The sequence below is a fragment of the Nonomuraea sp. NPDC050404 genome (genome assembly GCF_040655495.1).
Lineage (GTDB): Bacteria > Actinomycetota > Actinomycetes > Streptosporangiales > Streptosporangiaceae > Nonomuraea.
This window is the reverse complement of sequence record NZ_JBFAKB010000002.1, coordinates 12477-34755: the sequence shown is the minus strand read 5'-3', so window position 1 is coordinate 34755 and position 22279 is coordinate 12477. Positions and strand designations below refer to the sequence as shown.

Annotated in this window: 22 protein-coding genes; 16 read left to right on the top strand and 6 right to left on the bottom strand. The window is 72.1% G+C overall.

Going from position 1 to position 22279, the window contains the following annotated elements; all coding sequences use genetic code 11:
- Nucleotides 1-3 precede the first annotated feature (3 nt).
- The 3 genes from AB0I81_RS05355 to AB0I81_RS05345 are packed head-to-tail and all read left to right on the top strand — an operon-like array spanning nucleotide 4 to nucleotide 2086.
- On the top strand, nucleotides 4-687 hold the full coding sequence (locus AB0I81_RS05355) for a TetR family transcriptional regulator (protein ID WP_360650337.1): 684 nt from the start codon (nucleotides 4-6) through the stop codon (nucleotides 685-687).
- A complete protein-coding gene (locus AB0I81_RS05350; RefSeq protein WP_360650334.1) occupies nucleotides 684-878 on the top strand; it encodes a ferredoxin in 195 nt (64 codons plus the stop codon). The genes AB0I81_RS05355 and AB0I81_RS05350 overlap by 4 nt, the downstream gene beginning before the upstream one ends.
- Complete coding sequence (locus AB0I81_RS05345; protein WP_360650331.1) at nucleotides 875-2086, top strand: cytochrome P450; 1212 nt, start codon at nucleotides 875-877, stop codon at nucleotides 2084-2086. Before AB0I81_RS05350 ends, AB0I81_RS05345 begins: the two co-directional genes overlap by 4 nt.
- 7 nt (nucleotides 2087-2093) lie before the next feature.
- On the opposite strand, the gene AB0I81_RS05340 is transcribed toward AB0I81_RS05345, so the two are convergent.
- The gene (locus AB0I81_RS05340; RefSeq protein WP_360650329.1) at nucleotides 2094-2519 is read right to left on the bottom strand and encodes a hypothetical protein; all 426 of its coding nucleotides are present in this window, start codon (nucleotides 2517-2519) and stop codon (nucleotides 2094-2096) included.
- A gap of 218 nt (nucleotides 2520-2737) precedes the next feature.
- On the opposite strand from AB0I81_RS05340, the gene AB0I81_RS05335 reads away from it, so the two are divergent.
- Complete coding sequence (locus AB0I81_RS05335; protein ID WP_360650326.1) at nucleotides 2738-3301, top strand: helix-turn-helix domain-containing protein; 564 nt, start codon at nucleotides 2738-2740, stop codon at nucleotides 3299-3301.
- Between the two features lie 35 nt (nucleotides 3302-3336).
- Here AB0I81_RS05335 and AB0I81_RS05330 read toward each other — a convergent pair whose 3' ends face one another.
- Both AB0I81_RS05330 and AB0I81_RS05325 read right to left on the bottom strand, forming a co-directional pair.
- On the bottom strand, nucleotides 3337-4836 hold the full coding sequence (locus AB0I81_RS05330; RefSeq protein ID WP_360650323.1) for an alkaline phosphatase PhoX: 1500 nt from the start codon (nucleotides 4834-4836) through the stop codon (nucleotides 3337-3339).
- 101 nt (nucleotides 4837-4937) lie between these two features.
- Nucleotides 4938-5777: a hypothetical protein gene (locus AB0I81_RS05325; RefSeq protein WP_360650320.1), complete on the bottom strand. Its 840-nt coding sequence runs from the start codon at nucleotides 5775-5777 to the stop codon at nucleotides 4938-4940.
- A gap of 168 nt (nucleotides 5778-5945) precedes the next feature.
- On the opposite strand from AB0I81_RS05325, the gene AB0I81_RS05320 reads away from it, so the two are divergent.
- The 11 genes from AB0I81_RS05320 to AB0I81_RS05270 all read left to right on the top strand — a co-directional run bounded on the left by AB0I81_RS05320 (nucleotide 5946) and on the right by AB0I81_RS05270 (nucleotide 16682).
- Nucleotides 5946-7178, top strand: coding sequence for a sensor histidine kinase (locus tag AB0I81_RS05320; protein WP_360650317.1), 1233 nt, complete (start codon nucleotides 5946-5948; stop codon nucleotides 7176-7178).
- Nucleotides 7179-7226: 48 nt separating this feature from the next.
- The gene (locus AB0I81_RS05315; RefSeq protein WP_360650314.1) at nucleotides 7227-7925 is read left to right on the top strand and encodes a response regulator transcription factor; all 699 of its coding nucleotides are present in this window, start codon (nucleotides 7227-7229) and stop codon (nucleotides 7923-7925) included.
- 9 nt (nucleotides 7926-7934) lie between these two features.
- Complete coding sequence (locus AB0I81_RS05310; protein ID WP_360650311.1) at nucleotides 7935-8660, top strand: class I SAM-dependent methyltransferase; 726 nt, start codon at nucleotides 7935-7937, stop codon at nucleotides 8658-8660.
- A gap of 83 nt (nucleotides 8661-8743) precedes the next feature.
- Nucleotides 8744-9286, top strand: a complete 543-nt coding sequence (locus AB0I81_RS05305; RefSeq protein ID WP_360650308.1) for a dihydrofolate reductase family protein — start codon at nucleotides 8744-8746, stop codon at nucleotides 9284-9286.
- Nucleotides 9287-9506: 220 nt separating this feature from the next.
- Nucleotides 9507-10790 (top strand): BtrH N-terminal domain-containing protein, encoded by a 1284-nt coding sequence (locus AB0I81_RS05300; protein WP_360650306.1) that lies wholly within the window; start codon nucleotides 9507-9509, stop codon nucleotides 10788-10790.
- Between the two features lie 132 nt (nucleotides 10791-10922).
- Complete coding sequence (locus tag AB0I81_RS05295) at nucleotides 10923-11639, top strand: SDR family NAD(P)-dependent oxidoreductase (protein ID WP_360650303.1); 717 nt, start codon at nucleotides 10923-10925, stop codon at nucleotides 11637-11639.
- Between the two features lie 178 nt (nucleotides 11640-11817).
- Entirely contained in the window at nucleotides 11818-12795 is a 978-nt protein-coding gene (locus tag AB0I81_RS05290; RefSeq protein WP_360650300.1) for a hypothetical protein, read from the top strand.
- Between the two features lie 37 nt (nucleotides 12796-12832).
- The gene (locus AB0I81_RS05285) at nucleotides 12833-13177 is read left to right on the top strand and encodes a hypothetical protein (protein ID WP_360650297.1); all 345 of its coding nucleotides are present in this window, start codon (nucleotides 12833-12835) and stop codon (nucleotides 13175-13177) included.
- Between the two features lie 40 nt (nucleotides 13178-13217).
- Nucleotides 13218-15461 (top strand): protein translocase subunit SecD, encoded by a 2244-nt coding sequence (gene secD / locus AB0I81_RS05280; RefSeq protein ID WP_360650294.1) that lies wholly within the window; start codon nucleotides 13218-13220, stop codon nucleotides 15459-15461.
- 129 nt (nucleotides 15462-15590) lie between these two features.
- The gene (locus AB0I81_RS05275; protein ID WP_360650291.1) at nucleotides 15591-15977 is read left to right on the top strand and encodes a VOC family protein; all 387 of its coding nucleotides are present in this window, start codon (nucleotides 15591-15593) and stop codon (nucleotides 15975-15977) included.
- Nucleotides 15978-16001: 24 nt separating this feature from the next.
- Complete coding sequence (locus AB0I81_RS05270) at nucleotides 16002-16682, top strand: response regulator transcription factor (RefSeq protein ID WP_360650288.1); 681 nt, start codon at nucleotides 16002-16004, stop codon at nucleotides 16680-16682.
- 89 nt (nucleotides 16683-16771) lie between these two features.
- On the opposite strand, the gene AB0I81_RS05265 is transcribed toward AB0I81_RS05270, so the two are convergent.
- On the bottom strand, nucleotides 16772-17533 hold the full coding sequence (locus AB0I81_RS05265; RefSeq protein WP_360650285.1) for an FHA domain-containing protein: 762 nt from the start codon (nucleotides 17531-17533) through the stop codon (nucleotides 16772-16774).
- A gap of 98 nt (nucleotides 17534-17631) precedes the next feature.
- The gene (locus AB0I81_RS05260) at nucleotides 17632-19518 is read right to left on the bottom strand and encodes a serine/threonine-protein kinase (RefSeq protein WP_360650282.1); all 1887 of its coding nucleotides are present in this window, start codon (nucleotides 19516-19518) and stop codon (nucleotides 17632-17634) included.
- 162 nt (nucleotides 19519-19680) lie between these two features.
- On the opposite strand from AB0I81_RS05260, the gene AB0I81_RS05255 reads away from it, so the two are divergent.
- Nucleotides 19681-20076 carry a hypothetical protein gene (locus AB0I81_RS05255; RefSeq protein WP_360650279.1) on the top strand — a complete coding sequence of 132 codons (396 nt, stop codon included), beginning with the start codon at nucleotides 19681-19683 and terminating at the stop codon, nucleotides 20074-20076.
- On the opposite strand, the gene AB0I81_RS05250 is transcribed toward AB0I81_RS05255, so the two are convergent.
- Nucleotides 20045-22174 (bottom strand): SpoIIE family protein phosphatase, encoded by a 2130-nt coding sequence (locus AB0I81_RS05250; RefSeq protein ID WP_360650276.1) that lies wholly within the window; start codon nucleotides 22172-22174, stop codon nucleotides 20045-20047. The genes AB0I81_RS05255 and AB0I81_RS05250 overlap by 32 nt on opposite strands.
- Between the last annotated feature and the right edge of the window lie 105 nt (nucleotides 22175-22279).

Genomic DNA, 22279 nt, shown 5'->3' with positions numbered 1-22279 from the left:
TCAATGAGCGCGGTACGGGCGGCGCGGGTCCACGCCACCCGGGAGCAGATCCTGACCGCCGCCGAGCGGCTCTTCGCCGAGCAGGGCGTGTACGCCGTGTCCAACCGCCAGGTCAGCGAGGCCGCCGGCCAGGGCAACAACGCCGCCGTCGGCTACCACTTCGGCACCAAGGCCGACCTGGTCCGCGCCATCGTGCGCAAGCACTCCGACCAGGTCGAGCTCCAGCGCGCCCGCATGCTGGCCGAGGTCGAGGGCTCAACCGAGGTGCGCGACTGGGCGGGCTGCCTCGTACGTCCGCTCACCGGGCACCTGGCCACCCTCGGCAGCCCCACCTGGTACGCCCGGTTCGCCGAGCAGGTGCGTACCGATCCGGCGCTGCGCAAGATCATGACCGACGAGGCGCTGACCTCGCCGACGCTGCGCCGCGTCGTGGACGGGCTGCAGCGCTGCCTGCCGGAACTGCCCGCCGGTGTACGCGCGGAACGCGACGAGATGGCCGGTCAGCTCATGGCCCACATGTGCGCCGAGCGCGAGCGCGCCCTCGCCGAAGGGCGTCCCACGGCCCGTTCGAGCTGGCACGACGCCGCGACCGGCCTGATCGACGCGATCGTCGCGATCTGGACGGCCCCGGCCACCCCGCCGGAGCCCGAAGCCCCAGAGGAATTCAAGGAGGGAATCTCGTCATGAAAGTCACCGTGGACGAGGACAAGTGTTGCGGCGCGGGCAACTGTGTGCTGCTCGCACCGGAGGTGTTCGACCAGCGTGAGGACGACGGCATCGTGATCCTGCTCGACGCCGAGCCCGCGGCCGGCCACCACCCCGAGGTGCGCGAGGCCGCGGCCGTCTGCCCGGCGGGTGCGATCGAGGTCGCGGAATGACCGGCACGGTGAGGGACGCCGCGCTGCCCGAGTTCCCCGGCACCAGGGCGGAGAAGTGCCCGTTCGACCCGCCGCCGGAACTGCAGGCATTGCAGCAGGACGGGCCTCTGACCAGGGTACGGCTGTGGGACGGCAGCACTCCATGGCTGGTCACGACGCACGCCGAGCAGAAGGCGCTGCTGAGCCATCCGAAGGTCAGCGCCGACGTCACCCGCCCCGGCTACCCGATCCAGGGGCCGAGGACCGGGGGCGGCGGGCTGAGCTTCATCCTCATGGACGACCCGGAGCACGCCCGGCTGCGCCGCATGGTGCAGGGCGCGTTCACGGTCAGGCGGACGGAGTCGCTGCGGCCGGCCGTGCAGCGGATCGTGGACAAGCTGATCGACGAGTTGCTGGCGGGCCCGAAGCCGGTCGACCTGGTCGAGGCGTTCGCGCTGCCGGTCCCCTCGCTGGTGATCTGCGAGCTGCTCGGAGTCCCGTACACCGACCATGACTTCTTCCAGGACAACAGCAAGACGATCATCAAGCGGAACGTGACCGCCGAGGACCGGACCGCGGCGTTCGGCCGCCTGTTCGCCTACCTGGACGGGCTCGTGGGCGACAAGCTCGCCGCACCGGGCGACGACCTGCTCTCCCAGCTTGCCGCGCGGGTCGCGGCGGGCGACCTGACCCGCGCCGAAGCGTCCCAGATGGGCGTGCTGCTGCTGATCGCCGGGCACGAGACCACCGCGAACATGATCGCGCTGGGCACTCTCGCCCTGCTGCGGAACCCCGGACAGCTCGCGGTGCTGCGCGAGAGCGAGGACCCCAAGCTGGTCGCGGGCGCGGTGGAGGAGCTGCTGCGTTACCTCAACATCACGCACAGCGGACGCCGCCGGGTCGCCATGGAGGACATCGAGATCGCCGGTCAGGTCATCCGCGCGGGTGAGGGCCTGATCATGCCCAACGACATCGGCAACCGCGATCCGTCGGTCTTCGCCGACCCGGACGGGCTGGACATCGAGCGCGACGCCCGCCGCCACGTGGCCTTCGGCTTCGGCGTGCACCAGTGCCTCGGCCAGCCCCTGGCCCGGCTGGAGCTGCAGGTCGTCTACGGCACCCTCTACCGGCGCATCCCCACGCTGGCCCTGGCGGCCGATCCCGACCGCATCCCGTTCAAGCACGACGGCCAGGTGTACGGGGTCTACGAGCTGCCCGTCACCTGGTGAGGACGGGTCAGTGGTGGTGGATGGCGGGCGCCACGACGTACTGGTAGAGCTCGTAGCCCGCGAACGCGGCCAGCGGCAGCCCGAGCGCGATCAGCAGGCGGCGCTGCAGCGGCGGGCGCCCGGCCGGCGGCTCGATGTCCTTGATGGGCAGGATCGGCACCTTGGCCAGCGCCCTCGGCTCCGGCGCCGCCAGCAGCTCCGGGTGGCGGGCCAGGTAGCCCGAGGGGAAGGAGGTCAGGTGGTAGGCGCCGCACGCCGGGCAACTCGTGCCCGACCAGGGCGGTTGCACCGGCACGCCGCAGCTCAGCCAGATCTCCACCTCGTTGCCGTGCTCGTCGGCCAGGTGGCGGACCAGATAGTCCTCCTCCCAGACGTACAGGCAGCGCAGGCATTCGAAGGGCCAGGACTCGCGGGATTCAAACCCGTCGCGCACAGGGGACCACCCCCGGACCGGAAATGAGGTGTTCGTCTCTGAGTGTCCGCCCTGACCCACACCTCCGGACAGAGCCTACTTATGACACAACCCGCCATAGAAGGGTTACCCAGTGTCATGTGTAGGAGGGCAAAAGCGCTGGTGAAAAACGCATTGAGCCCTATTCGTGAGGCTGCCTACGTTGTTCCGCAAGTACGGAACAACAAAGGAGATCATCCGTGCATGAAGAAAGGCTCGATCAATTAGAGCGCCGTCTCGGCCGGCTGGAGAGCCGGATCGACGACGGCACCACCGCGCACCCCGCACCGGGGGACCCGCTGCTGAAGCTGGTGGACACCTGGCGCGACGAGGCCGAGCGGCAGTCCCTGCCAGGGGCGGTGGGCTATCTGGGCGCCGCGTTCCAGGCGGACGGCAGCGTCTACGGCTGGGCCAGGAAGCACTCGCTCGAGGAGCTGATGCCGGCCGACTGGACTCCGGCGGCCGGCATCCTGGAGGTTCTCGGCAGCCCGCCACGGCTGGCGCTGCTGCGGGCCTTCGCGCGGGAGGGACGGCGTACCGGCGCCGACCTCCTGGAGGTCCTCGGCGAGGAGACGGGCAGTGGACGGCTCCACCATCACCTGCGCGCGCTGCAGGCGGCGGGGCTGGTCGTGCAGCGGCGGCACGGTGAGTACGAACTCGTCGGGATCGCCGTGATCCCGGTGCTCACCATCCTCGCGCTCTCGCTCAACCTGGCCACCGACCCGCCGGTCGGCCCGCCCATCGAGGCCACGCAACCGGCGTGACCCGGTAAGTTCTGTACGTCCGACGCGATCCTCCCCTACAGCGGGCCGCGGTGCCAGGGTCCGCGGATCGCGTACGTACGCCCCGGCGGATCCAGCGAGACCGTGTCGCCGAGCTGGTTGACGAACAACACCGAGCCGTCCGGGCTGAAGCACGCCCCCGCGAACTCGCTGTCATCGGCGACATTGACCGCGAACTCGAACGGCTGCCCCCCGCGCGGATCCAGCCCGATCAGCCGGTTGACATTGACCAGGCCGGGCGCCAGGGGATGCGGATCGGCGTCGGCCGAGCCCGCGTCGTCCTCGCACAACACGATGCCGCCCCTCGGCGTGAACAGGAGATTGTCCGGCGAGTCGAGCTCCTTGCGGCCGGGCGACTCGTACACCAGCACCAGCGTGCCGCCGCCGCGCCGGCCCGGGACGTACTGCCAGACCTGGCCGTAACCCTCCAGGTAGCCGTCGGCGTTCGGCGGGTCGCCGTTCTTGGCGTCGCCGCCGCTGGTGGAGTTGAAGAAGATGCCGCCGTCGCCGTACCAGCAGCCCTCCAGGCGGTTGAACTTCGCGCCGCCCTTGGCCAGGCCCTGCCGGGTGCAGGTGGCCGCGCCGTTCTCCAGGTCGGGGTCGGGGTCGTCGATGGTGACCCACTCGACGGGCAGGCGCGCGCCCATGGTCTGGCCCTCGCGGCAGTCGTAACCGTCCACGCCCACAATCTTGAGCATCTCCAGTACGCCCCCGGCGGCCAGGTCGCGCGGATCCTCCGGGCGGAAGCGGTAGAAGCCGTCGGGCCTGCCGGACTCGTCCTCGGTCTCGTAGACGTACCCGGTGCGCGGGTCCACCGCCACGGCCTCGTGCGAGAAGCGGCCCATCGCGGTCAGCGGCCGGGAGGGGGAGGGCCTGCCGGGCCCGGGGCCGTCCAGCGGCACCTGGAAGACGTAGCCGTGCTTGCGCTGCCAGCCCTGCGCCACGCCCGCGGTCGTCTCCTCGCAGGTCAGCCAGCCGCGCCCATGCAGCATGCGGCCGCCCGCGCAGTTGACGATCGTGCCGTTGAGGCTGACGAAGTCGCGCAGCACCTCGCCGTCGCGTAAGTCCACCTCCACCGTGGTGGTGCCGGCCACGCCCAGCTCGTCGTAGCGCCGCGAGCCCTCGACGTGCACGCGGCCCACCGGGGAGCCTGGCGTGGTGCGTACCTCGTGGTTGCGGATCAGGCGGACGGTGTGGCGGCGGGTGCCGGGGAAGGCGGCCATGCCGTCGTGCGCGATCGGGGTCGCGACGCCGTCGGTCATGACGGTGCCGCTCCTGCCCAGCACGACGTAGGAGAAGCCCGCGGGCAGCGCCAGGAGCTCCTCGCCGGTGTTCCTTGCAGGGGTACGGCGCAGCGGACCGTAACCGGTGCCGCCACGCGGGTCGGCGGCGGGGCGGCCGGCTTCGGCCCAGGACGCGTGGGCGGTCAGGGTCTCGATGGCGATGCCGCTGGCCAGCACGCCGCCGGTGGTGGCCAGGCCGCGGCCGAGGAACGATCGTCGATCAAGCTCGGTCATGGTGCTCCCCTCGGGACAAGGGTTACGAGGACACCTTCGATGTACGGGTGATGTCGCCAGCGTAAACGCCCAATAACCGGACGAGAGGGCCCATTTGCCCGTCAGGTGTTTCTGCCGTGAGAGCGCAGTAAGGGCACGAGGCCCCCGGCCAACGCGATCGCCCCGAAAGCGCACGCGCCGGTCACCGCCACGACCATGGGCGGCACGAAGAAGGCCGCGACGACGCACGAACCGCCCAGCACCATCAGGCCGCGCCCTGCCACACGCTGGGTTCGTTCCCAGCCGGGTACATGGGCCTGAAGCCGGATCATCGGCATGATGCGTCCGAATCCGGCGATCAGCAACCCCAGCGCGACGGTCATGCCCAGCTCCACCGGGACGTCGTGACCGGCGGAGTGCAGCAGGGTGCAGCCGTGCAGGACCAGCAGGAACGGCGAGATGAGGACGTAGGAGGCGTTCCTCGCCCGGCTCCGCGAGCGCGGTGTCACGACAAGTTGCGGCGGGAGGGCGATCCGCGGCGGGCGGGTGTGCTGCGGCGAGAGGGCGATCTGCGGCGAGAGTGTGGGTTGCGGCGAGAGTGTGGGCTGTGATGGGAGTGTGGGCTGCGGCGGGAGCGTGGGCTGTGGTGTGAGGGCGAGTTCCGGCGGCAGGAGGGTGAGCTCCGGCGGGAGCAGGTGCCGCAAGCGGTTCGCGATCACGGGCGCGGCCACGGTGATCACGCCAACGGCGATCAGGGTCGCGGGGATCACCGTCGCCAGGAAGAGCTTGGACACCTGGACGCCGGCACGGGTGGCGGTGGCCTCCCGGGTGGTCACGAGTTCGGGCAGTGAGTCCCACAGCGCCAGGGACATCCCGATCATCGCGATCAGGCTGAGCGTGGTCACCACGATGCCCGCCCACGGCACGCCGCCTGCCCGCTGGTCCCGTACGGTCGCGCTCATGTCGGCCCCCTCCGGTCGGCGATGAGAAGATCGTAAGATCGCAGGCCGGGGCGGGACATCCGGCGCGGGACACCTGCTGGTCATGTCCGCACCGTGACCGGAGTCATGCACCGGAGCATGACCATCGGCACTCTGCCCCGCGCGGGACACGATGGTTAAGCTCCGCATATGCGGCAGGCGAGATCGATCCGGGACTTGACCCGCTGGGTGCGCTTCTCCGACGGTCGCCCGCCCGCCGTGTTCAACGTCATCTTCTGGGGCTCGGCCGGACTCCTCGCGCTGTCGTTCTTCGCCCAGGTGCAGGCGGTCCAGCAAGCTGCCGCCGGACGGCTGCTGGTCTATCAGCTCTACTACGGGATGGGCCTCGCCCTGCTGGTGGTCGCCGCCCTCTGGCCGTTCCTGTCCTGGCGGTCAGAAGCGCCCGCCTTACGCCACAAGGCGGTGAGCGTGGTGTTCCTCATCGCGACGCTGCCACTGTGGTCGGGAGGGATCTCGGGCACGCTGATCGTGGGCCTGGCGATGGCGAACGCGCTGGTGATCCTGGGGTTACGCGGCGTGGTGGGCTACACCGGCGTCGTCGGCCTGCTCGCTTTCGTGATCTCGCTGCTCAACCCCGGCCGGTCGGTCATCGGCATGATCGCCGACAGCGTGGTCGTGGTGTTGTTGTGCTTACTGATCATCGCGATCGTGGTGGCCATGCTGGAGTTCAGCCGGCAGGCCGAGGAGACCCGCCGCGTGCTGGCCGAGCTCGAACAGGCCCACGCCGAGTTGGAACGCCACGCCTCCCGCTCCCGCGAACTGGCCATCGCCGAAGAACGCGCGCGGATGTCGCGCGACATGCACGACTCCGTCGGCCACTACCTGACCGTCATCAACATGAGCCTGCAGAACGCCCAGCGCTACCGCACCGTACGTCCCGACTCCGCCTGGGAGGAGGTGAAGCAGGCGCAGACCCTCACGCTGGAGGCGCTGACCGACACCCGCCGCTGGGTGCGCGCGCTCAAACCCCTGCGCATGGACGGCCTCACCGGCCCGGCGGCCCTGCGTGCCCTGGTCGAGTCGTTCGGCTCGGCGGACACCGGCGTCTCCTTCAGGCTGATCGGCGCCTGGCCGGACGTGGACGAGAATCGGGAGCTGGTCTGCTACCGCGTCGTGCAGGAGGGGCTGACCAACGCCATGCGCCACTCGGGCGCGCGGCACGTCGAGGTCGCGCTCGACTGCACGGCCGAGCGGGTCGAGGTACGGGTCTCCGACGACGGCACGGGCGCGGCCCCCGGGGCGACGGCGCACGGCTTCGGCCTGCGCGGTTTGCGCGACCGCCTGCGAGGCGTCGGCGGGGAACTGGACGTGTCCGGCGATTCGGGCAGCGGCTTCACCCTCCGTGCCACAGTCCCGGTCTGATGGGTGAGAGGATGCGTCTCCGGGCCGAGAGACGCTGCGATGGGTGAGATGATCCGCGTTCTGCTGGTGGACGACCAGATCCTCATGCGTGAGGGCCTGCGCAAGCTGCTGGAGATCGAGCCCGGCATCGAGGTCGCCGCGACCGTGGGCGGCGGCGAGGAGGCGCTGAGCTGGCTGGCCGGGGTTCCGGACGGCGAGGGGCCGCGGGTGGCGCTGGTCGACGCCCGTATGCCGGGGATGGACGGCGTGGAGCTGGTGGCCCGGATGAGCGCGGAGTTCCCCGAGGTGGCGCCGGTGATCCTGAGCACGTTCGACGATGACGACTACATCTTCGGCGGGCTGCGCGCGGGCGCCAAGGGCTACCTGCTGAAGGACATCCCGCCCGACGAGCTGGTCTCCGCGATCAGGCGGGCCGCGCGGGGCGAGACCGTGCTGGGCGGCGCGGCGTCCGAGCGCCTGGTCGGCCTGCTGCGCGAGACGCTCGACCCGGCGGCGCCCACCCAGGGGCCGCTCGCCCAGGGGGCACTCGCCCAGGGGCTGCCCGTCCAGGGGCCGCCCGGCGGGCTGTCCGAGCGGGAGCATGAGATCGCGCTGCTGATCGGCTCCGGCGCGGCCAACCGCGAGATCGCGCGCCGGCTGCACATCACCGAGGGCACGGTGAAGAACCACATCTCCAGCTGCCTGCGCAAACTCGGCCTGCGCGACCGCACTCAGCTCGCGGTCTGGGTGGCGAAGACGCGCGCATAGAGTGACCGCATGCCTGACGCGATCTTCGAGAACCCACGACTGGCCGCCGTCTACGACCCGCTTGACCCCGACCGGAGCGACCTGGACGCCTACGCCGCCATGGCCGAGGAACTGGGCGCGGGCAGCGTGCTCGACATCGGCTGCGGCACGGGCACCTTCGCGCTGCTGCTGGCCGGACGGGGCATTGAGGTGACGGGCGTGGACCCGGCCGGAGCCTCGCTCGACGTCGCACGCGCCAAGCCGGGCGGAGATGGTGTCCGCTGGATCCACGGCGACGCCACCGCCCTGCCGCCGCTGCGCGCCGACCTGGCCACCATGACCGGGAACGTGGCCCAGGCGATCGCCGAGCCGGAGGCATGGCGCGGCACGCTGCGCGGGGCGCACGAGGCGCTCCGGCCCGGGGGACACCTGGTGTTCGAGACCCGCGACCCGGCCAGGCGGGCCTGGCTCGACTGGAACCGCGACCAGAGCTACCGGCGTGCCGACCTCCCCGGGGTGGGCCGGGTGGATGCGTGGCACGACGTGATCGACGTCAGCGGGCCGCTGGTGACCTTCCGCTCCACGATCGTCTTCGCCTCCGACGGGGAGACGGTGCACTCGTACTCCACGCTGCGCTTTCGCGAGCGCGAGGAGGTCGAGGCGGACCTGGCGGCAGAGGGATACGAGTTGCGGGAGGTCAGGGACGCCCCCGACCGGCCCGGCAAGGAGTTCGTGTTCCTCGCCCGGCGGCCGTAAGCGGCCGTAAGGATTCCGGCAGGATTCGGTAAGTGGTTTCGGCCAGGCTTAAGCCATCAAAGAAACGACCTGAGGAGAACACCATGAGGAAGCTCGTCGAATCCACGTTCATCACCATCGACGGCGTCATCAGCGACCCGCACGTCTGGGGCCCGCCCTACTGGGACGAGGAGCACAACAACTACTCCGCCGGGCTGCTCTTCGGCTCCGACGCCCTGCTGCTGGGCCGGGAGACCTACGAGGGCTTCGCCGAGGCGTGGGGCTCGCGCTCCGGCGACCCGTACACCGACAAGATGAACTCCATGCCGAAGTACGTCGCCTCGACCACGCTCAAGCAGGCCGACGCCTGGAACGGCAACCTGATCGAGGGGGACGTCGCCACCGCCGTCACCAAGCTGAAGGAGCAGCCGGGCGAGAACATCCTGAAGTACGGCACCGGGCAGCTCGACCGCACGTTGATCCAGCACAAGCTGGTCGACGAGTACCACTTCTGGGTGTTCCCCACCATCGCGGGCAGCGGGCAGCGGCTGCTCGACGGCGTGGTCGACGTCACCCACCTCGACCTGCTGGAGACCACCCGCTTCAAGTCCGGCATCATCGTGCTCACCTATGGGCCCAAGTCCTAGGCATTCCGTCCGGGGCGGCGGTGCAGTAATATCCGCTGCACGGCGGTACTCTCCCGCCGAACCTCCAGAGCGGGCCCCCACGCGGCCCGCCGGACGCGGAGGCAAAGGGGACGCCAGGAGCCTCGGGAGCCGCGCTCCGACCGGTCGGCGATCTTTCGCGGCCGCCATGGGCCGCGGGCGTGGGCCGGGCCGGTGGCGATGGCCGTGGGAAGAGCCGTACATGACCAGCAAGAAGCAGCTCAAGGCGCGGATCCGGGCCCGGATGGCCAAGACGGGCGAGAGCTACACCACGGCGCGCCTGCACGTCGCGGGCCGCGCCGAGCCGGTGGCCGACGGCGGATGGCGTCTCACCGGTGGGCGGCACCCCTCCACCGCGGCCATCGCCGCCGTGCTGGCCAACCAGGGCGCCGCCGTCAGCGAGCCGCTGGTGTTCCTGGCGGGCGGGGGCATCGGCGCCGGGTACATCCTGTGGGAGTTCCAGCACGACCAGTCCCGGCATGTGGTCCTGGGGTTCCGCAACCAGTGGCAGTACCACGACCGGTGGATGGACAAGACGCTCGGCCGGCTCGGGGTGCCGTACGAGGTGCACCGCACGGGCGGGGCACGGGCGGCGAGCGACCGGCTGGCGGCCGAACTGGACGCGGGACGGCCGTGCGTGGTCCTGCCCGACCGCTACCACCTGGGCTACTGGCACCTGCCCGCCTCGCTGGACGGGCACGGCGGCCATCCCGTGGTCGCCTACCGCCGCGACGCGGACGGGGTGTTCCTGGACGATCGCGGCGGGGCGCCGCTCCGCGTGCCGAGGGAGCGGTTCGACGCCGCGCGGGCCAGGGTCGGCTCCTACCGGAACGTGCTGCACGTGCTCGGCGAGGCGAAGCCCACCGAAGCGGCGCTGGCCGCAGCCGCCGGTGAAGGGCTGCGCGACTGCGCCGCGCACCTGTCCGCCGCCTCCGACTCCTTCTCCCTGCCGGCCTGGCGCAAGTGGGGCCGGCTGCTGGTGGACACCCGCAACGCCAAGGCCTGGCCGAAGGTGTTCGCCGACCGGCAGGGCCTGGCCGGCGCGCTGCTGTCGGTCTGGGAGGAGGTCGAGCCGGTGGGCATGGACGGCGGGAACCTGCGCGACCTGTTCGCCGACGCCCTGGACGAGGCCGCCACGCTGCTGTCGCGGCCCGGACTGGCGGAGCTGGCCGGGCGCTACCGCGAGATCCACGCCATGTGGCACGACCTGGCCGAGGCCGCGTTGCCGGCCGACGTGCCGCTGCTCGCGCGCATCCGGGAGCTGACCGCTGCGGTCAAGGAGAGCGTCATGGCGGAGGGCAGCGCCGGTGAACCGGCGGCGGCACTGGCCGCGAAGGAGTTGTGGGAGGCCCGCGCCGCCGCGAACGAACACTTCGCGGCGGCCGCTGACGTGGACCAGTTCTTCGCCCCCCTCGCCGTCCGGGTGAGCGCCATCTACGAGGCCGAACGGGAGGCGATCGGCCGGCTCGCCGCCCTCACCTCCTGATCACTCCCTCGGGTACGCCGCCCGCCCGCCCCTCCTGGGGGTGTGACGAGCGTCTCTGGGGTACGCCGCCCACTCCCTCCCCGGGATTCGCCACCCGAACCCCGGGGAGGAACTTCTAGTAGCGTCACGGTCATGCAGATCAGCAATGCCGTCGTCACCGGCGCCGCCGGAGGAATCGGCCGCGCCCTGGCCACCCGCCTGAGCTCGGAGGGCGCGCACGTCGTGCTCGCCGACATCGACGCCGACGCGCTCGGCGCCGCCGCCGGAGAGGTGGGCGGGCAGGCGGTGCCCACGGACGTCTCCGACGCGGCGGCGATGGACGCCCTGGCCGCCGCCGCGCCGGACGCCGACCTGGTGTGCCTGAACGCGGGCATCGTCGGGCGGGACCTCGGCGTGCCGTGGGAGGTGAGCCCCGAGGACTGGGCGCGCGTGTTCGCGGTGAACGCCGGGGGCGTGAGCAACGGGTTGCGGGCCTTCGTGCCCAGGATGCTGGCGAGCGGGCGGCCCGGCCACATCCTCATCACCGCGTCGCTGGCGGGACTGGTGACCTTCCCGGCCGGAGGGGCGTACGCGGCCTCCAAGCACGCCGTCGTCGCCCTCGCGGAGCAGGCCGCGCTGTCGCTGGCCGGCACGCCCATCGGGGTCACGATGTTGTGCCCCGCGCTCGTCCGTACCGGCATGTCGCCCGATGGCGAGGACCCGGACGACATCGCGCGGGACGCGCTGGACGCGGTGCGGGCGGGCCGCTTCACGGTGGTGCCCGAGGGGTGGGACGGCGAGATCGAGCGGCGCGCGCGGTGGCTGGCCTCGGGCGACCAGCCGAGCCTCCCGAACCTGCCCGGCGCGTAGCCGACCCCGCCGAAACCCCAGGGCGAGCAGGCGACCCCGCCGGACGTGCCGCTTCCGCCGGACGTGCCGGGCTGAAGGGCATAAGTTTCGATTTTCCTCGAAGAAAACCGTGATCAGGCCGAACCGGCCCTAAGGTGCCCCTCGACGCACGAGCCCGGGGGAAGGAAGCCACGCCACCATGACAGCCTCGCCATGCCCGCGCTGCGGCCTGCCGGTCCTGCCCGACAGGCAGGCTCCCGGATACTGGCTGGACCAGTGGAATGGCCGGTTCTGCGGCGGCGACCAGCGCTTCCCGCACCTGGCCCCGGTCCCGCCCGCCCGCTCGCCGGGCGGCGCGGGGCTGGTGTTGTGGATCGTGGCCGGGGTCGTGGCGGCCGTGGCCGTGCTGGTCGGCGCGGCCATCCTCTTCGTCGTCATGAACAGGGAAGCGTCGGAACCGGCCACCGTCGCGCAGTCCGAGCGCGAGCCGACCCGATCGCCCACGCCCTCCGCCGACCCGAGCAGCGACCCGAGCGCCGACCCGAGTGCAGACCCGAGCAGTGACCCGAGCAGGCCCGCGATGCCCGAGGCCGCGGTGCCCTGCGACCCCGCCAGGGACAACGCCGCGTACTGCTTCCCGGACTCGCTCAAGGGCCCGGAGTACCTGCAGCGGATCAAGAAGGCGATGAAGTGGGACTGCTACGAGAAGGGGGAGAAGGACAAGTACGGCTCGAAGATGCTGGAGGCCGAATGCCAGGGCCGCAACACCGTGGACCAGTCGTACGACAAGAGCGCCTCCATCAGCTACCAGCGTCCCACCAGCAAGGACGACGGCACCATGGACCGGGTGTCGATCGTCGCCTCCACCGCCGCCGAGCAGGGCGGCACCACACCCAGGAACACCACCAACCTGGCCCGCGACATCCTCGACATCGCCACCACCCACCTGTGGCCGGACAACGCCGCGCTGCGCAAGGAGGCCGAGAGAGCGCTCGTCAAGATCCAGCGCAACTGCATGCCGGACGGCCAGTACGCCGAGGTGATGCTGTCGGCCGGCTACCGGATGACCTGCTCCGTCCCCACTCCGATCAGCGTCAGGAACAACGCCGGCAAGGTGATCACGTCCATCACCCAGAGCGTACGCATCGAAGCCCCGTTCGGCGGCGGCAGGGACTGATCTGCCGCTAGGGTGAACTCCGAAGGGAGGGGGCGACATGTTGCGTAACAGGCTGCCTGCCGCACTGCTCCTCCTCCTGTCCTGGTTCCTGCCGGCCGCCGCCCACGCGCAGGCCGTCCAGCAGGTCGCCGCCGCGTCCGCCGCGACCTGGCGGGCCGAGCAGCCACCTTCCGGGATGCGGCAGGTGCCGCCCCCGGCTCCCGACGTACGGGCCTGGTCCGGTCCCGGCAGCATGGCGGGCGCGTCCGCCGCGCTCACCGCGGAACATTCCGGTGTACGGCCCGCGTGGTCCGTCCTCGCCCCCGCGTCGTGCGCCGACGCCCCGGCCAACCGCCGGCCGCTGGCCGCGGCGGCGCGGGCGCCTCCCTCCACAGTGCTCTGACGTCTTTCTTTTCCCTTTTTGAGCCTGTGGAGGCTTTCTCATGTTCCGTGCGCCGTTCTGGCGTGCGGTGGCGGCGTGTGCCGTCATCGCGATCTCCTTAGTGGCCGTCTTCTCCTCCTCGCCCCGCCTGGGCCTGGACCTGCGTGGCGGCACCCAACTCGTCTTCGAGACGAAGGACGCCCCGACCGTCAAGGCCGACGCCGCCGCCACCGACCGGGCGCTCAACGTGTTGCGCCAGCGGGCCGACGCGCTCGGCGTGGTCGATCCCACCCTGGTCCGCTCCGGTGAGAAGCGGATCATCGTCGAACTGCCGGGCGTGCTCGACCCGTCGCAGGCGGCCGAGGTCATCGGCCGTACCGCGCAACTCGCCTTCCATCCCGTGCTCGGCGCGGCCGGGGCCGGGGACAAGGACGCGGTCCGCGACGAGGGCGGCGGGCTGCTCAAGCTCGGCCCCGCGGCCATCACCGGCGACGGGGTGAGCGACGCCGTCGAGCAGAGCGACCCCCAGCAGGGGCCCGGCTGGTGGGTGAGCCTGGACTTCCGCGACGCGTCGGCCTGGCAGCGGCTGACCGGGGAGGCGGCCTGCCAGCCGGCCGGCGATCCCAAGCGCAGGGTCGCCATCGTGCTGGACAAGGAGGTCATCTCCTCGCCGCCGCTCGACCCGTCCATCGCCTGCCGTACCGGGATTCCCGGCGGCAGCGCCCAGATCACCGGCTCCTTCACCCACGAGGAGGCGCGCGACCTGGCCGTGCTCATCAAGGGCGGCGCGCTGCCGGTCCCGCTCGACCTGGTCGAGCAGCGCACGGTGGGCCCCACGCTCGGCGCGGCGGCGATCCAGGCCAGCGCCGAGGCGGCGATCACCGGGGTGGCCCTGACCGCCGTGTTCATCGTGGCCATGTACCGCCTGGTCGGGCTGCTGTCGGTGATCGCGCTGGCCTGCTACGGGCTGATCTCGTACGCGGCGCTGGTGGCGATGGGCGCGACGTTCACGCTGCCGGGGCTGGCCGGGTTCGTGCTGGCCATCGGCATGGCCATCGACGCGAACGTGCTGGTCTTCGAGCGGGCCAGGGAGGAGTACCAGCAGGCGCCCGGCCGCGGTCTGCGGGGAGCGCTGGACCGGGGGTTCAAGAACGCCTGGAGCGCGATCGCCGACTCCAACGTCACCACCCTGATCGCCGCCGGGTTGTTGTTCTGGCTGGCCTCGGGCCCGGTCAAGGGCTTCGGTGTGACGCTGGCCGTCGGCGTGCTGGCCTCGCTCATCTCCGCCCTGCTCATCACCCGCGTACTGACCCAGGCCGTCATCGGCCGCGTCGGGCCGCGCCTTTCCGGGCTCGGCTCACCCGGGACCGTCAGGACCTGGCTGACCAGCAGGAACCCGCAGCTCATGCGGCACCTCAGGCTCTGGCTGGCGATCGCGGGCGTGCTGGCGGCGGTGGCCGTCGGCGGGCTGGCCATCCGGGGGCTGAACTTCGGCGTGGAGTTCACCGGTGGGCGGCTCGTGGAGTTCGCCACGAGCAAGCCGATCTCGGCCGAGGCGGCGGGGCAGGCGGTCGCGCGGGCCGGATTCCCCACGGCGGTGGTGCAGGCGGGCGACGACGGCGTCACCGTACGGGCGGCGCGGCTCGGCATCGAGGAGGTCACCAGGATCGAGCAGGCCCTGGAGGGCTCGGCGGGCGAGGTGAGCAAGCGGCGCGAGGAGTTCATCGGCCCCAGCCTGGGCGAGGAACTGCGCCGCAACGCCCTCATCGCGCTCGGCGTGGCCGTGGCCATGCAACTGCTGTACCTGGCGGTCCGCTTCCGCTGGACGTTCGGCGCGGCGGCCGTGACGGCGCTGCTGGTGGACGTGACCGTGGTGGCGGGCATGTTCGCCTGGCTGAGCAAGCCGATCGACGGGGTGTTCCTGGCCGCGATGCTGACCATCGTGGGTTATTCGGTCAACGACAAGGTGGTGGTGTTCGACCGGGTCAGGGAGTTGTGGACGGCCCGTCGCCGCGAGCCGTTCGCGGCGGCGGTGAACGGCGCGATCCTGCAGACCATGCCGCGCACCGTCAACACCGGGCTCGGCGCGCTGTTCATCCTGGTGGCGCTGATGGTCTTCGGCGGCGATTCGCTGCGTGACTTCGCGATCGCGCTGGTGGCCGGGATCGTGACGGGCACGTTGTCGTCGGGCTTCGTGGCCGGGCCGGTGGCGATCGTGCTCAGCCGTTTCGACCGGCGCCCGCCGCCCGAGCCCGCCAGACGACCGGCCGCACGCGATCCCAGGAGCTCGGGGGCGGTGGTGTAGGCGAGGCGCGGGTCGCCGACTCGGCCGGGGCGCTCTTTCGCGGGGGAGCCCCGGCCGGGGTCACTTTCTGATCAGGGGGCTTTCCCGAGTCGGGGGCTTCCCCGGCCGGGGGTGGGGAAGAGTGTCGGCATGGAGGTGCTGAGCAGTCGCGTGTTGTTGCGTCCCGGTGACCCCGTGCGCAGCCGCCGTTTCTACGCCGAGACACTCGGCCTGGCCGTCTACCGCGAGTTCGGGCCGCCCGACCACCCGGGCGTGGTCTTCTTCCTGGGCCAGGGATTCCTGGAGCTGTCCGGTCACGCGCAGGACGACCCGGGAGACGGGGTGTCGCTCTGGCTGCAGGTGCGCGACGTCGCCGGCGAGGAGGAACGGCTGCGCAAGGAGGGCGTCACCGTGTTGCGCGAGGCCCGTCAGGAGCCGTGGGGGCTGGTCGAGTGCTGGATCGCCGACCCCGACGGCCACCGCATCGTCCTGGTGCAGATCCCGGCCGACCACCCCCTGCGCCGTGACACCCGCTGAGCCGACTCGGGAGGAAGCGCCCGCATGACCGGCTACCGGATCCTCGCCGTGGACGACGACCACGCCACCCAGCTCGCGCTCTGGCGCGGCCTGCGCCTGGAGGGCTTCTCCGTGGACACCGTGGACTCGGGCCCGCTCGCGCTGGAGCGCACGGAGAAGTCCCCGCCGGACGCGATCGTGCTGGACGTCTCGATGCCCGGCATGTCGGGCGTGGAGGTGTGCGCCCGATTACGGGAGACGGGCACGCGGGCGCCCGTGGTGATGCTCGCCGACCGCGACGAGGTGGACGACCGCGCCGCCGCGCTGGGCGCCGGGGCCGACGACTGCGTGCTCAAGCCATTCGACGTGTACGCCCTGGCCCTGCGCCTGCGCGCGCTGCTGCGCCACGTCGCCCCCGCCTCCAGGACCACGATCAGGCTCGGCCCGCTGGCCCTCGACCCCGCCGCCCGCCGGGTGGAGCTCGACGGCAGGCGGGTGGAGGTGACGCGGCGCGAGTTCGACCTGCTGGAGGCGCTGGCGCGCAACGCCGGCATCGCCATGTCCCGCACGCTGCTGCTGGAACGCGTCTGGGGCTACGACTTCGAGATTGACGGGAGCCCGGTGGACACGTTCGTCGCCGGCCTGCGCCGCAAGCTGGAGTCGGACGGCCGGCCGCGCCTGCTGCACACCGTACGCGGGGCCGGATTCATGCTGGGGGAGCCGTGAGGCCCTTGACCAGGCGTGCCACCCGCACCGCGTCTCATGGCTGGCGCGCCTGATCGGGGAGCCGTGAGGCCCTTGGCCAGGCGTGCCCGTCAGCAGTCCTCCTCCAGCAGGTCCAGGTCAGGGGGCACCAGCGTGGTGGACTCGACCAGCCCGCGCAGCAGGTTGTGCAGCAGGTTGTCCGACGGGCCGCCCGCCGCCTTGTCGTGCGTCAGCGGGTACGGGAACCCGCCCGCGTCCAGGCGGCGACGCACGACCTCGATCCTGTTCTCGACCCTGCGCTCCCGCCATTCGTCGCCGGGCCGCAGATAGCCGAGCTGCTCGGCCGCCTGCCTGTAGGACAGGGGCCGCGGACCCTCCTCGTACAGCAGGTAACGCTGCCCCAGCACCACCAGCAGCAGCCGCTCCTCGTCATCCAGCGGCCACCGTTTGGGCGGCAGCGTCTCGGCGCGGCGGCGCGGGGCACGCTCGTCGTCGGGGCCCGAGACGTACAGCTCGACCAGGTGCTCGCGGTAGCCGGACCCGCGTACGAACACCGGCGTGTAGCCCGGCGCGAGCGGGAGGGCCTCGGTGGTGGTGTGCATCATCCGGCCCTTGGGCAGCCGCAGCAGTTGCCGGCCGACGTTCCGCAACCACCAGCGGTGCTTGCGGTAGGTCAGCTCGCCGTGCCTGCGGCTCACCCACAGGTCGTCCTCGCCGACGCACAGGTCCACGTCGGGACGCTCACCCCGGCCGAACGCGACGGTCAGGCCCGCCGTGGGCGCCACCTCGACACCACCGTGGACCGTACGCGCGTGCAACGTGCCCGGCGCGGCGGGCACGACCCCGCGGGCGAGACTGTCATGAACGCTCATCGCACCCTCCCCAAAAGGATCGCACTCTCCCCAAAAGGGACGTGAGACGCGCAGGACGTGGGACCTTCATCGCAGCTCTCCTTCGACAGCCTCCAGCCTCACCCGGACCGCGCGGGACCCTTCCCGGCCGCCGCGCCGGGCAGCCGGGCCGAGGCGGAGTCGGCCAGGCCGGTGGCCATCCGGCAGAGCCGGTCCATCGGCCGTGACCCGCCCACCAGGACGCGTACGGTCTCGGCGTTGGTCCGCCCGCCCACCGAGGCGTAGGTGCGGGCGGCGATCAGGACCAGGCACGTCTCCTCGCCCTCGCCCTCCGGCCGGATGTAGGCGGGCAGGCCGCCCAGCCGCGTGGACGTGCCCTCCTGCGCGTCCGGCGGCGGGCCCCGGTCGAACCGCACGTCGAGCCACAGGTCGCTGGTGGTGCTCTCCCATTCGCAGTCCCAGCCGCCGAACCCGCGGTCGGGGTCGGCCGCGTCTATGCCCGGTATGAGCTCAAGCGCCCGCGCGTCCAGCAGCGTGCAGACGTCCTGGTGGGCCAGGGAACCGGACGGGAACGCCGGGTCGCGGCGGGCGATCGGGCCCTGGTTGAGGATCCTGACGGCGTCGGCGGTGGCCGCGTCGGCGATCTCGCACAACGGGGCCTCGCCGTCCTCGCTCCGCTTCGCCTCGACGAGGATGGTGGTGTCGGTGACGCCGTCGAGCGCCAGCGTGCGGTTGCACTCGTGGCTCTCGTGCGACTGCTCCACCACCGTGACGATCCCCGTCGTCCTGGGAGCCTTCGCCTGCTCGGGCGGCGGGTCGCGGTTGAAGTCCACCCTGAGGTCCACGACGCTGTCGGAGCGCGGCTGGATGAGGACGTCGCAGCGGTCGAAGTTGCCGTAGTCGGGGTCGAGTTCGGTCTGCCCGAACCGCCCGAAGGACGCCGGCCGCAGCAGGGCGCAGGGGTCGGCCGTACGCGGATCGCCGAGCACGTCTCTTCCGGTCCAGGACTTGCGGCCGTCCGGGGCGGGCGTCGCGGCCTCGGGGGCAGGGGACGGGCCGCCGCCCCACGCCCACAGCGCGAGACCGGTGGCGAGCGCGGCCGCGACCGCCACCGTCGCGATCGCCCGGCGCCGGGGACGCCCGGGGGCGGGCTCGTCCTCGGGAGCGGGGGAAGGGGCGGGGAGAGGGCCGGGAGCGGCGGCGATCTCCGCCAGCCGTCGTCGCGCCTCCTCCGCGCCCGGCCGGTGGCGGGGGTCGCGTCGCAACATCGCCGCCAGCACCTCGGCCAGCGGCCCCAGGTCGGCGTCCAGCACGACGACACCCCTGGCGGCCTCCCGCCTGGCGATGTGGGCGTCCACCGAGTCCTGGTCCTGGCGCGCGGCCCCGCCCCTGCGGGGTGGCCGGCCCGCCACCAGCGCGTACAACATGGCCCCGAGCGAGAAGACGTCCGACTTCGGCTCCGGCTGCCCCCGTACGACCTCGGGCGCCGCGTAGTCCGGCGTGTAGCTGATCGCGCTGTTCGGGGTGATCGTCTCGGCCCCGCCCACCCGGTACGCGGCCCCGAAGTCGGCCAGCTTGGCCGTGCCGTCCCCGGTCACGACCACGTTGCCCGGCTTGATGTCGCAGTGCACGATGCCCTCGTCGTGCAGGGCCGCCAGCGCGTCGGCGATCTGCGCCCCGATCCGCGCCGCCACCTCCGGGGACAGCTCAGGGCGGCCCTCCAGGCTTCCGCCCGGAACGTGCTCCATGACCAGCCACGACGCCGCCCTGCCCGGCACGGCGTGATACAGCGTGACCACGTGCGGATGGCTGAACTTGGCCAGCGCCCGCGCCTCGGCCCACAGCCGCGCGCCGTCCACGGCCATCTGCTTCAGCACGACGTCCCGGCCCAGCTCCAGGTCGCGGGCGAGCCACACCTCGCCGATCCGCCCCCGCGCGAGGCTGCGCGTCAGCCGGTAACGGCCGTCCACGGTCGTGCCGGGGCGCGGCGCGGCCCCCCTCGTCAAGAGACCCAAGCACCGTTGGAGGAAGCGCACAAAGCGAATGTATCGAGTGAGAGAACGGACACGCAGCGTTTTCCCCGGACCTCGGGACCGGTCCCGGCGGGAACGGCACACACTTGGCCCGCTGGCGGCTTCACAGCCTCCAGTAAGATCCGGTAAACGTTCATGAGCGGAGAACAGGACATCATGCCCCTCAAGATCTCCACCGCCCTCGTGGCCGCCGCGGTCCTCGCCCTGACCCCGGCCACCGCCGCCCTCACCGCCACCGGCGCGTCCGCGTCCGCGTCCGCCAAGCCCAATTTGCGAGCCTGCTACGACGGCAAGTGCAAGCTCACCCTCACCAGGAACGTGTCGTTCCGGGTCAGCCCCCGCTTCGGCATCACCCGGCTGGCCATCTCCTTCAACTCCGGCACCGTCGTGGTCAGGGGCACGGGACCGGGCGTGACGTCGCAGGGATCGATGTCCGGCGGCGGGTCCGTGACGGTCAACGGCATCCGCGTCAAGGTGCTCTCCCAGTCGGCGGCCAGGCTCAAGCTGAGCCTGACGCCGCCGAAGCGCTGAACCAGTCCTCCCGCAGGAGGAGCACGGCGATGTCGTCCGTGCGCTGCTCGATCGTGGCCGCCTCGATGAGCGACTCCGCCAGGTCGTGCAGGGGCCGGCCGGGTGTCGGCCGGAAGCGCCCGGCCAGGGCGGCGATGGAGTCGCCCAGGTCCTGGCCTGGCTCCTCGATCAGGCCGTCGGTGTAGAGGGCCAGCACCGAGCCGGGCTCCAGGGTCAGCTCCGAGGTGGCGTACTCGGCGGCGGGGTCGATGCCGAGCAGCAGTCCCGGCACCGCCTCGACGACCCGGCCCGGCGCGCCCGACCGGCCCAGCACCGGCGGCAGGTGGCCCGCGCTGGCCACGCACGCGGTGTGCCGGCGCAGGTCGAAGCTGACGTACAGGCAACTGGTGAAGCGGTCGGGAGCCAGTTCGGCGAGCAGCCGGTTGGTGTGCGCCAGCACCTCGCCGGGGCTGGCGCCGGCGGTGGCGTGGGCGCGTATGGCGGTGCGCACCTGGCCCATGAGGGCGGCGGCGGTCACGTCATGGCCCTGTACGTCGCCGATGACGGCCGCGGCCATGGTGTCGCTGAGGCGGATCAGGTCGTAGAAGTCGCCGCCGATGTCCATGCCGGGGGTGGCGGGCACGTACCTGGCGGCCACGTCGAGGCCGGGGACCCGGGGAAGCGTGTGCGGCAGCAGGCTCGCCTGCAGGCACTGGGCGAACTGGTGCTTGACGTCGTAGAGGCGGGCGCGCTCGAACGCCTGGGCGATCAGCCCGGTGAGCGCGGTGAGCGCGGCCCGCTCGTCGGTGCTGAAGCGGTGGGGGCGGTCGTAGGCCAGGATGCACGTGGCGAGGGGGCGGCCCGACGTGATCAGCGGCAGGATCGCCCAGGCGCACATGTCGTCGGAGCGCAGCGTGTCCGGGTACATCGCGCGCAGCTCGTCCCACGTTGAGAAGAAGCCTGGTTTGTCGGCGTCGAACGGGCGGTCCGTGGGGATCGCCGGGATGACCGGATGGCCGTCGAACTCCTCGATGGCCTCCCGGCTGTAACCGCGTGAGGCGGCCACCCGCAGCCGGCCCCCCTTGGTGGTCAGGATGACCAGCGCCTGCACGTCGTAGACGGGCATGACGTGGTCGGCCACCAGGTCGATCACCTCCTGCGCGGTCACCGCCCGCGCGAGCGTGGTGGCCAGCTGCAGGATCTCGTGCACCGCGACGACCCGATGCCGGCGGTCGCCACTCGTGACGGGGTCGGGGTCGGGCCGGCGCGAGGACGTGCCGGGCGTGATGCGCAGGGTGATGCCGGTCAGCCCGGGATACAACCAGAACGACAACGCCCGCCCGGCGGGGGTGCGGGCGATGAAGTGGGTGACCTGCCTGCTGACCACGGCGGCCCGATAGCGGTCCTCGTACGACGGGTCGGCCAGCCAGGGCAACTCCTCCCACAGGCGCCGGCCGAGCAGTTCCGGCGGCGAGCCGCCCAGCAGGTCGGCGGCCGGCGCGCTGACGAGCGTCATGCGCCCTTCGACGTCCAGCGCACAGTACCCCTCGGGCAGCCGGTTGAGGCACTCCAGCGCCACCAGGTCGGCCCGCGGCTCCGACTCGCGCACCGGACGCGGCCCGAGGATGCGGGGCCGCGGCCCGGCGGTGATCGGCCGGCCCCGCTCGGCCGCCTCCCGCACCACCTCGCCGAGGTCGGCACAGGTCCGGTCGATCGTGTCGCACTGGCGCGGGGTCAGCTCGGACACGCGACCGGCCGGCCACAGCAGCATGAACCCGCCGCACACGGCCCCGTCCGCGCAGACGGGGGACAGGGCCGCCGCGAAGTGGTACGGCAGCGCCAGGGCCGCCGCGGGGAACTCGCGGGCCAGGTGCTCGCGGCCGGTGATCCAGACCTTCCGCCGCTCGCGGACCGCGATGGCCATCGGCACCGGATCCTTCGTCCTGATCCTGGCCCACGCCCTGGCGATCGGCGCCGGCAGGCCGGCCTCGGTGTCCATCTGCAGGACCTGGCCGCTGTCGTCCAGGAGCCAGACCGCGCCGATGTGCGCGCCGGTGGCGATCACGGCCTCGATCAGCAACTCGTCCAGGCGGGACGATCCATTCGCCGCGCCAGGCACCGGGACGTCCTCTTCGGGCACCGCCTCAGCACGCCCCGCTCACCCGAAGTGAGCGCGATAGCCACTCGAAACCAGCCATACGGGCAGATTACACGCGGAAGAGTG

Bases quoted from the DNA above. Each gene is read 5' to 3' on its own strand.
- AB0I81_RS05320 (WP_360650317.1), top strand. From the start codon at position 5,946: ATGCGGCAGGCGAGATCGATCCGGGACTTGACCCGCTGGGTGCGCTTC.
- AB0I81_RS05255 (WP_360650279.1), top strand. From the start codon at position 19,681: ATGAGCGGAGAACAGGACATCATGCCCCTCAAGATCTCCACCGCCCTC.
- AB0I81_RS05310 (WP_360650311.1), top strand. From the start codon at position 7,935: ATGCCTGACGCGATCTTCGAGAACCCACGACTGGCCGCCGTCTACGAC.
- AB0I81_RS05265 (WP_360650285.1), bottom strand. From the start codon at position 17,533: ATGAGCGTTCATGACAGTCTCGCCCGCGGGGTCGTGCCCGCCGCGCCG.
- AB0I81_RS05290 (WP_360650300.1), top strand. From the start codon at position 11,818: ATGACAGCCTCGCCATGCCCGCGCTGCGGCCTGCCGGTCCTGCCCGAC.
- AB0I81_RS05315 (WP_360650314.1), top strand. From the start codon at position 7,227: ATGATCCGCGTTCTGCTGGTGGACGACCAGATCCTCATGCGTGAGGGC.
- AB0I81_RS05325 (WP_360650320.1), bottom strand. From the start codon at position 5,777: ATGAGCGCGACCGTACGGGACCAGCGGGCAGGCGGCGTGCCGTGGGCG.
- AB0I81_RS05270 (WP_360650288.1), top strand. From the start codon at position 16,002: ATGACCGGCTACCGGATCCTCGCCGTGGACGACGACCACGCCACCCAG.
- AB0I81_RS05305 (WP_360650308.1), top strand. From the start codon at position 8,744: ATGAGGAAGCTCGTCGAATCCACGTTCATCACCATCGACGGCGTCATC.
- AB0I81_RS05275 (WP_360650291.1), top strand. From the start codon at position 15,591: ATGGAGGTGCTGAGCAGTCGCGTGTTGTTGCGTCCCGGTGACCCCGTG.
- secD (WP_360650294.1), top strand. From the start codon at position 13,218: ATGTTCCGTGCGCCGTTCTGGCGTGCGGTGGCGGCGTGTGCCGTCATC.
- AB0I81_RS05330 (WP_360650323.1), bottom strand. From the start codon at position 4,836: ATGACCGAGCTTGATCGACGATCGTTCCTCGGCCGCGGCCTGGCCACC.
- AB0I81_RS05285 (WP_360650297.1), top strand. From the start codon at position 12,833: ATGTTGCGTAACAGGCTGCCTGCCGCACTGCTCCTCCTCCTGTCCTGG.
- AB0I81_RS05355 (WP_360650337.1), top strand. From the start codon at position 4: ATGAGCGCGGTACGGGCGGCGCGGGTCCACGCCACCCGGGAGCAGATC.
- AB0I81_RS05350 (WP_360650334.1), top strand. From the start codon at position 684: ATGAAAGTCACCGTGGACGAGGACAAGTGTTGCGGCGCGGGCAACTGT.
- AB0I81_RS05300 (WP_360650306.1), top strand. From the start codon at position 9,507: ATGACCAGCAAGAAGCAGCTCAAGGCGCGGATCCGGGCCCGGATGGCC.
- AB0I81_RS05295 (WP_360650303.1), top strand. From the start codon at position 10,923: ATGCAGATCAGCAATGCCGTCGTCACCGGCGCCGCCGGAGGAATCGGC.
- AB0I81_RS05345 (WP_360650331.1), top strand. From the start codon at position 875: ATGACCGGCACGGTGAGGGACGCCGCGCTGCCCGAGTTCCCCGGCACC.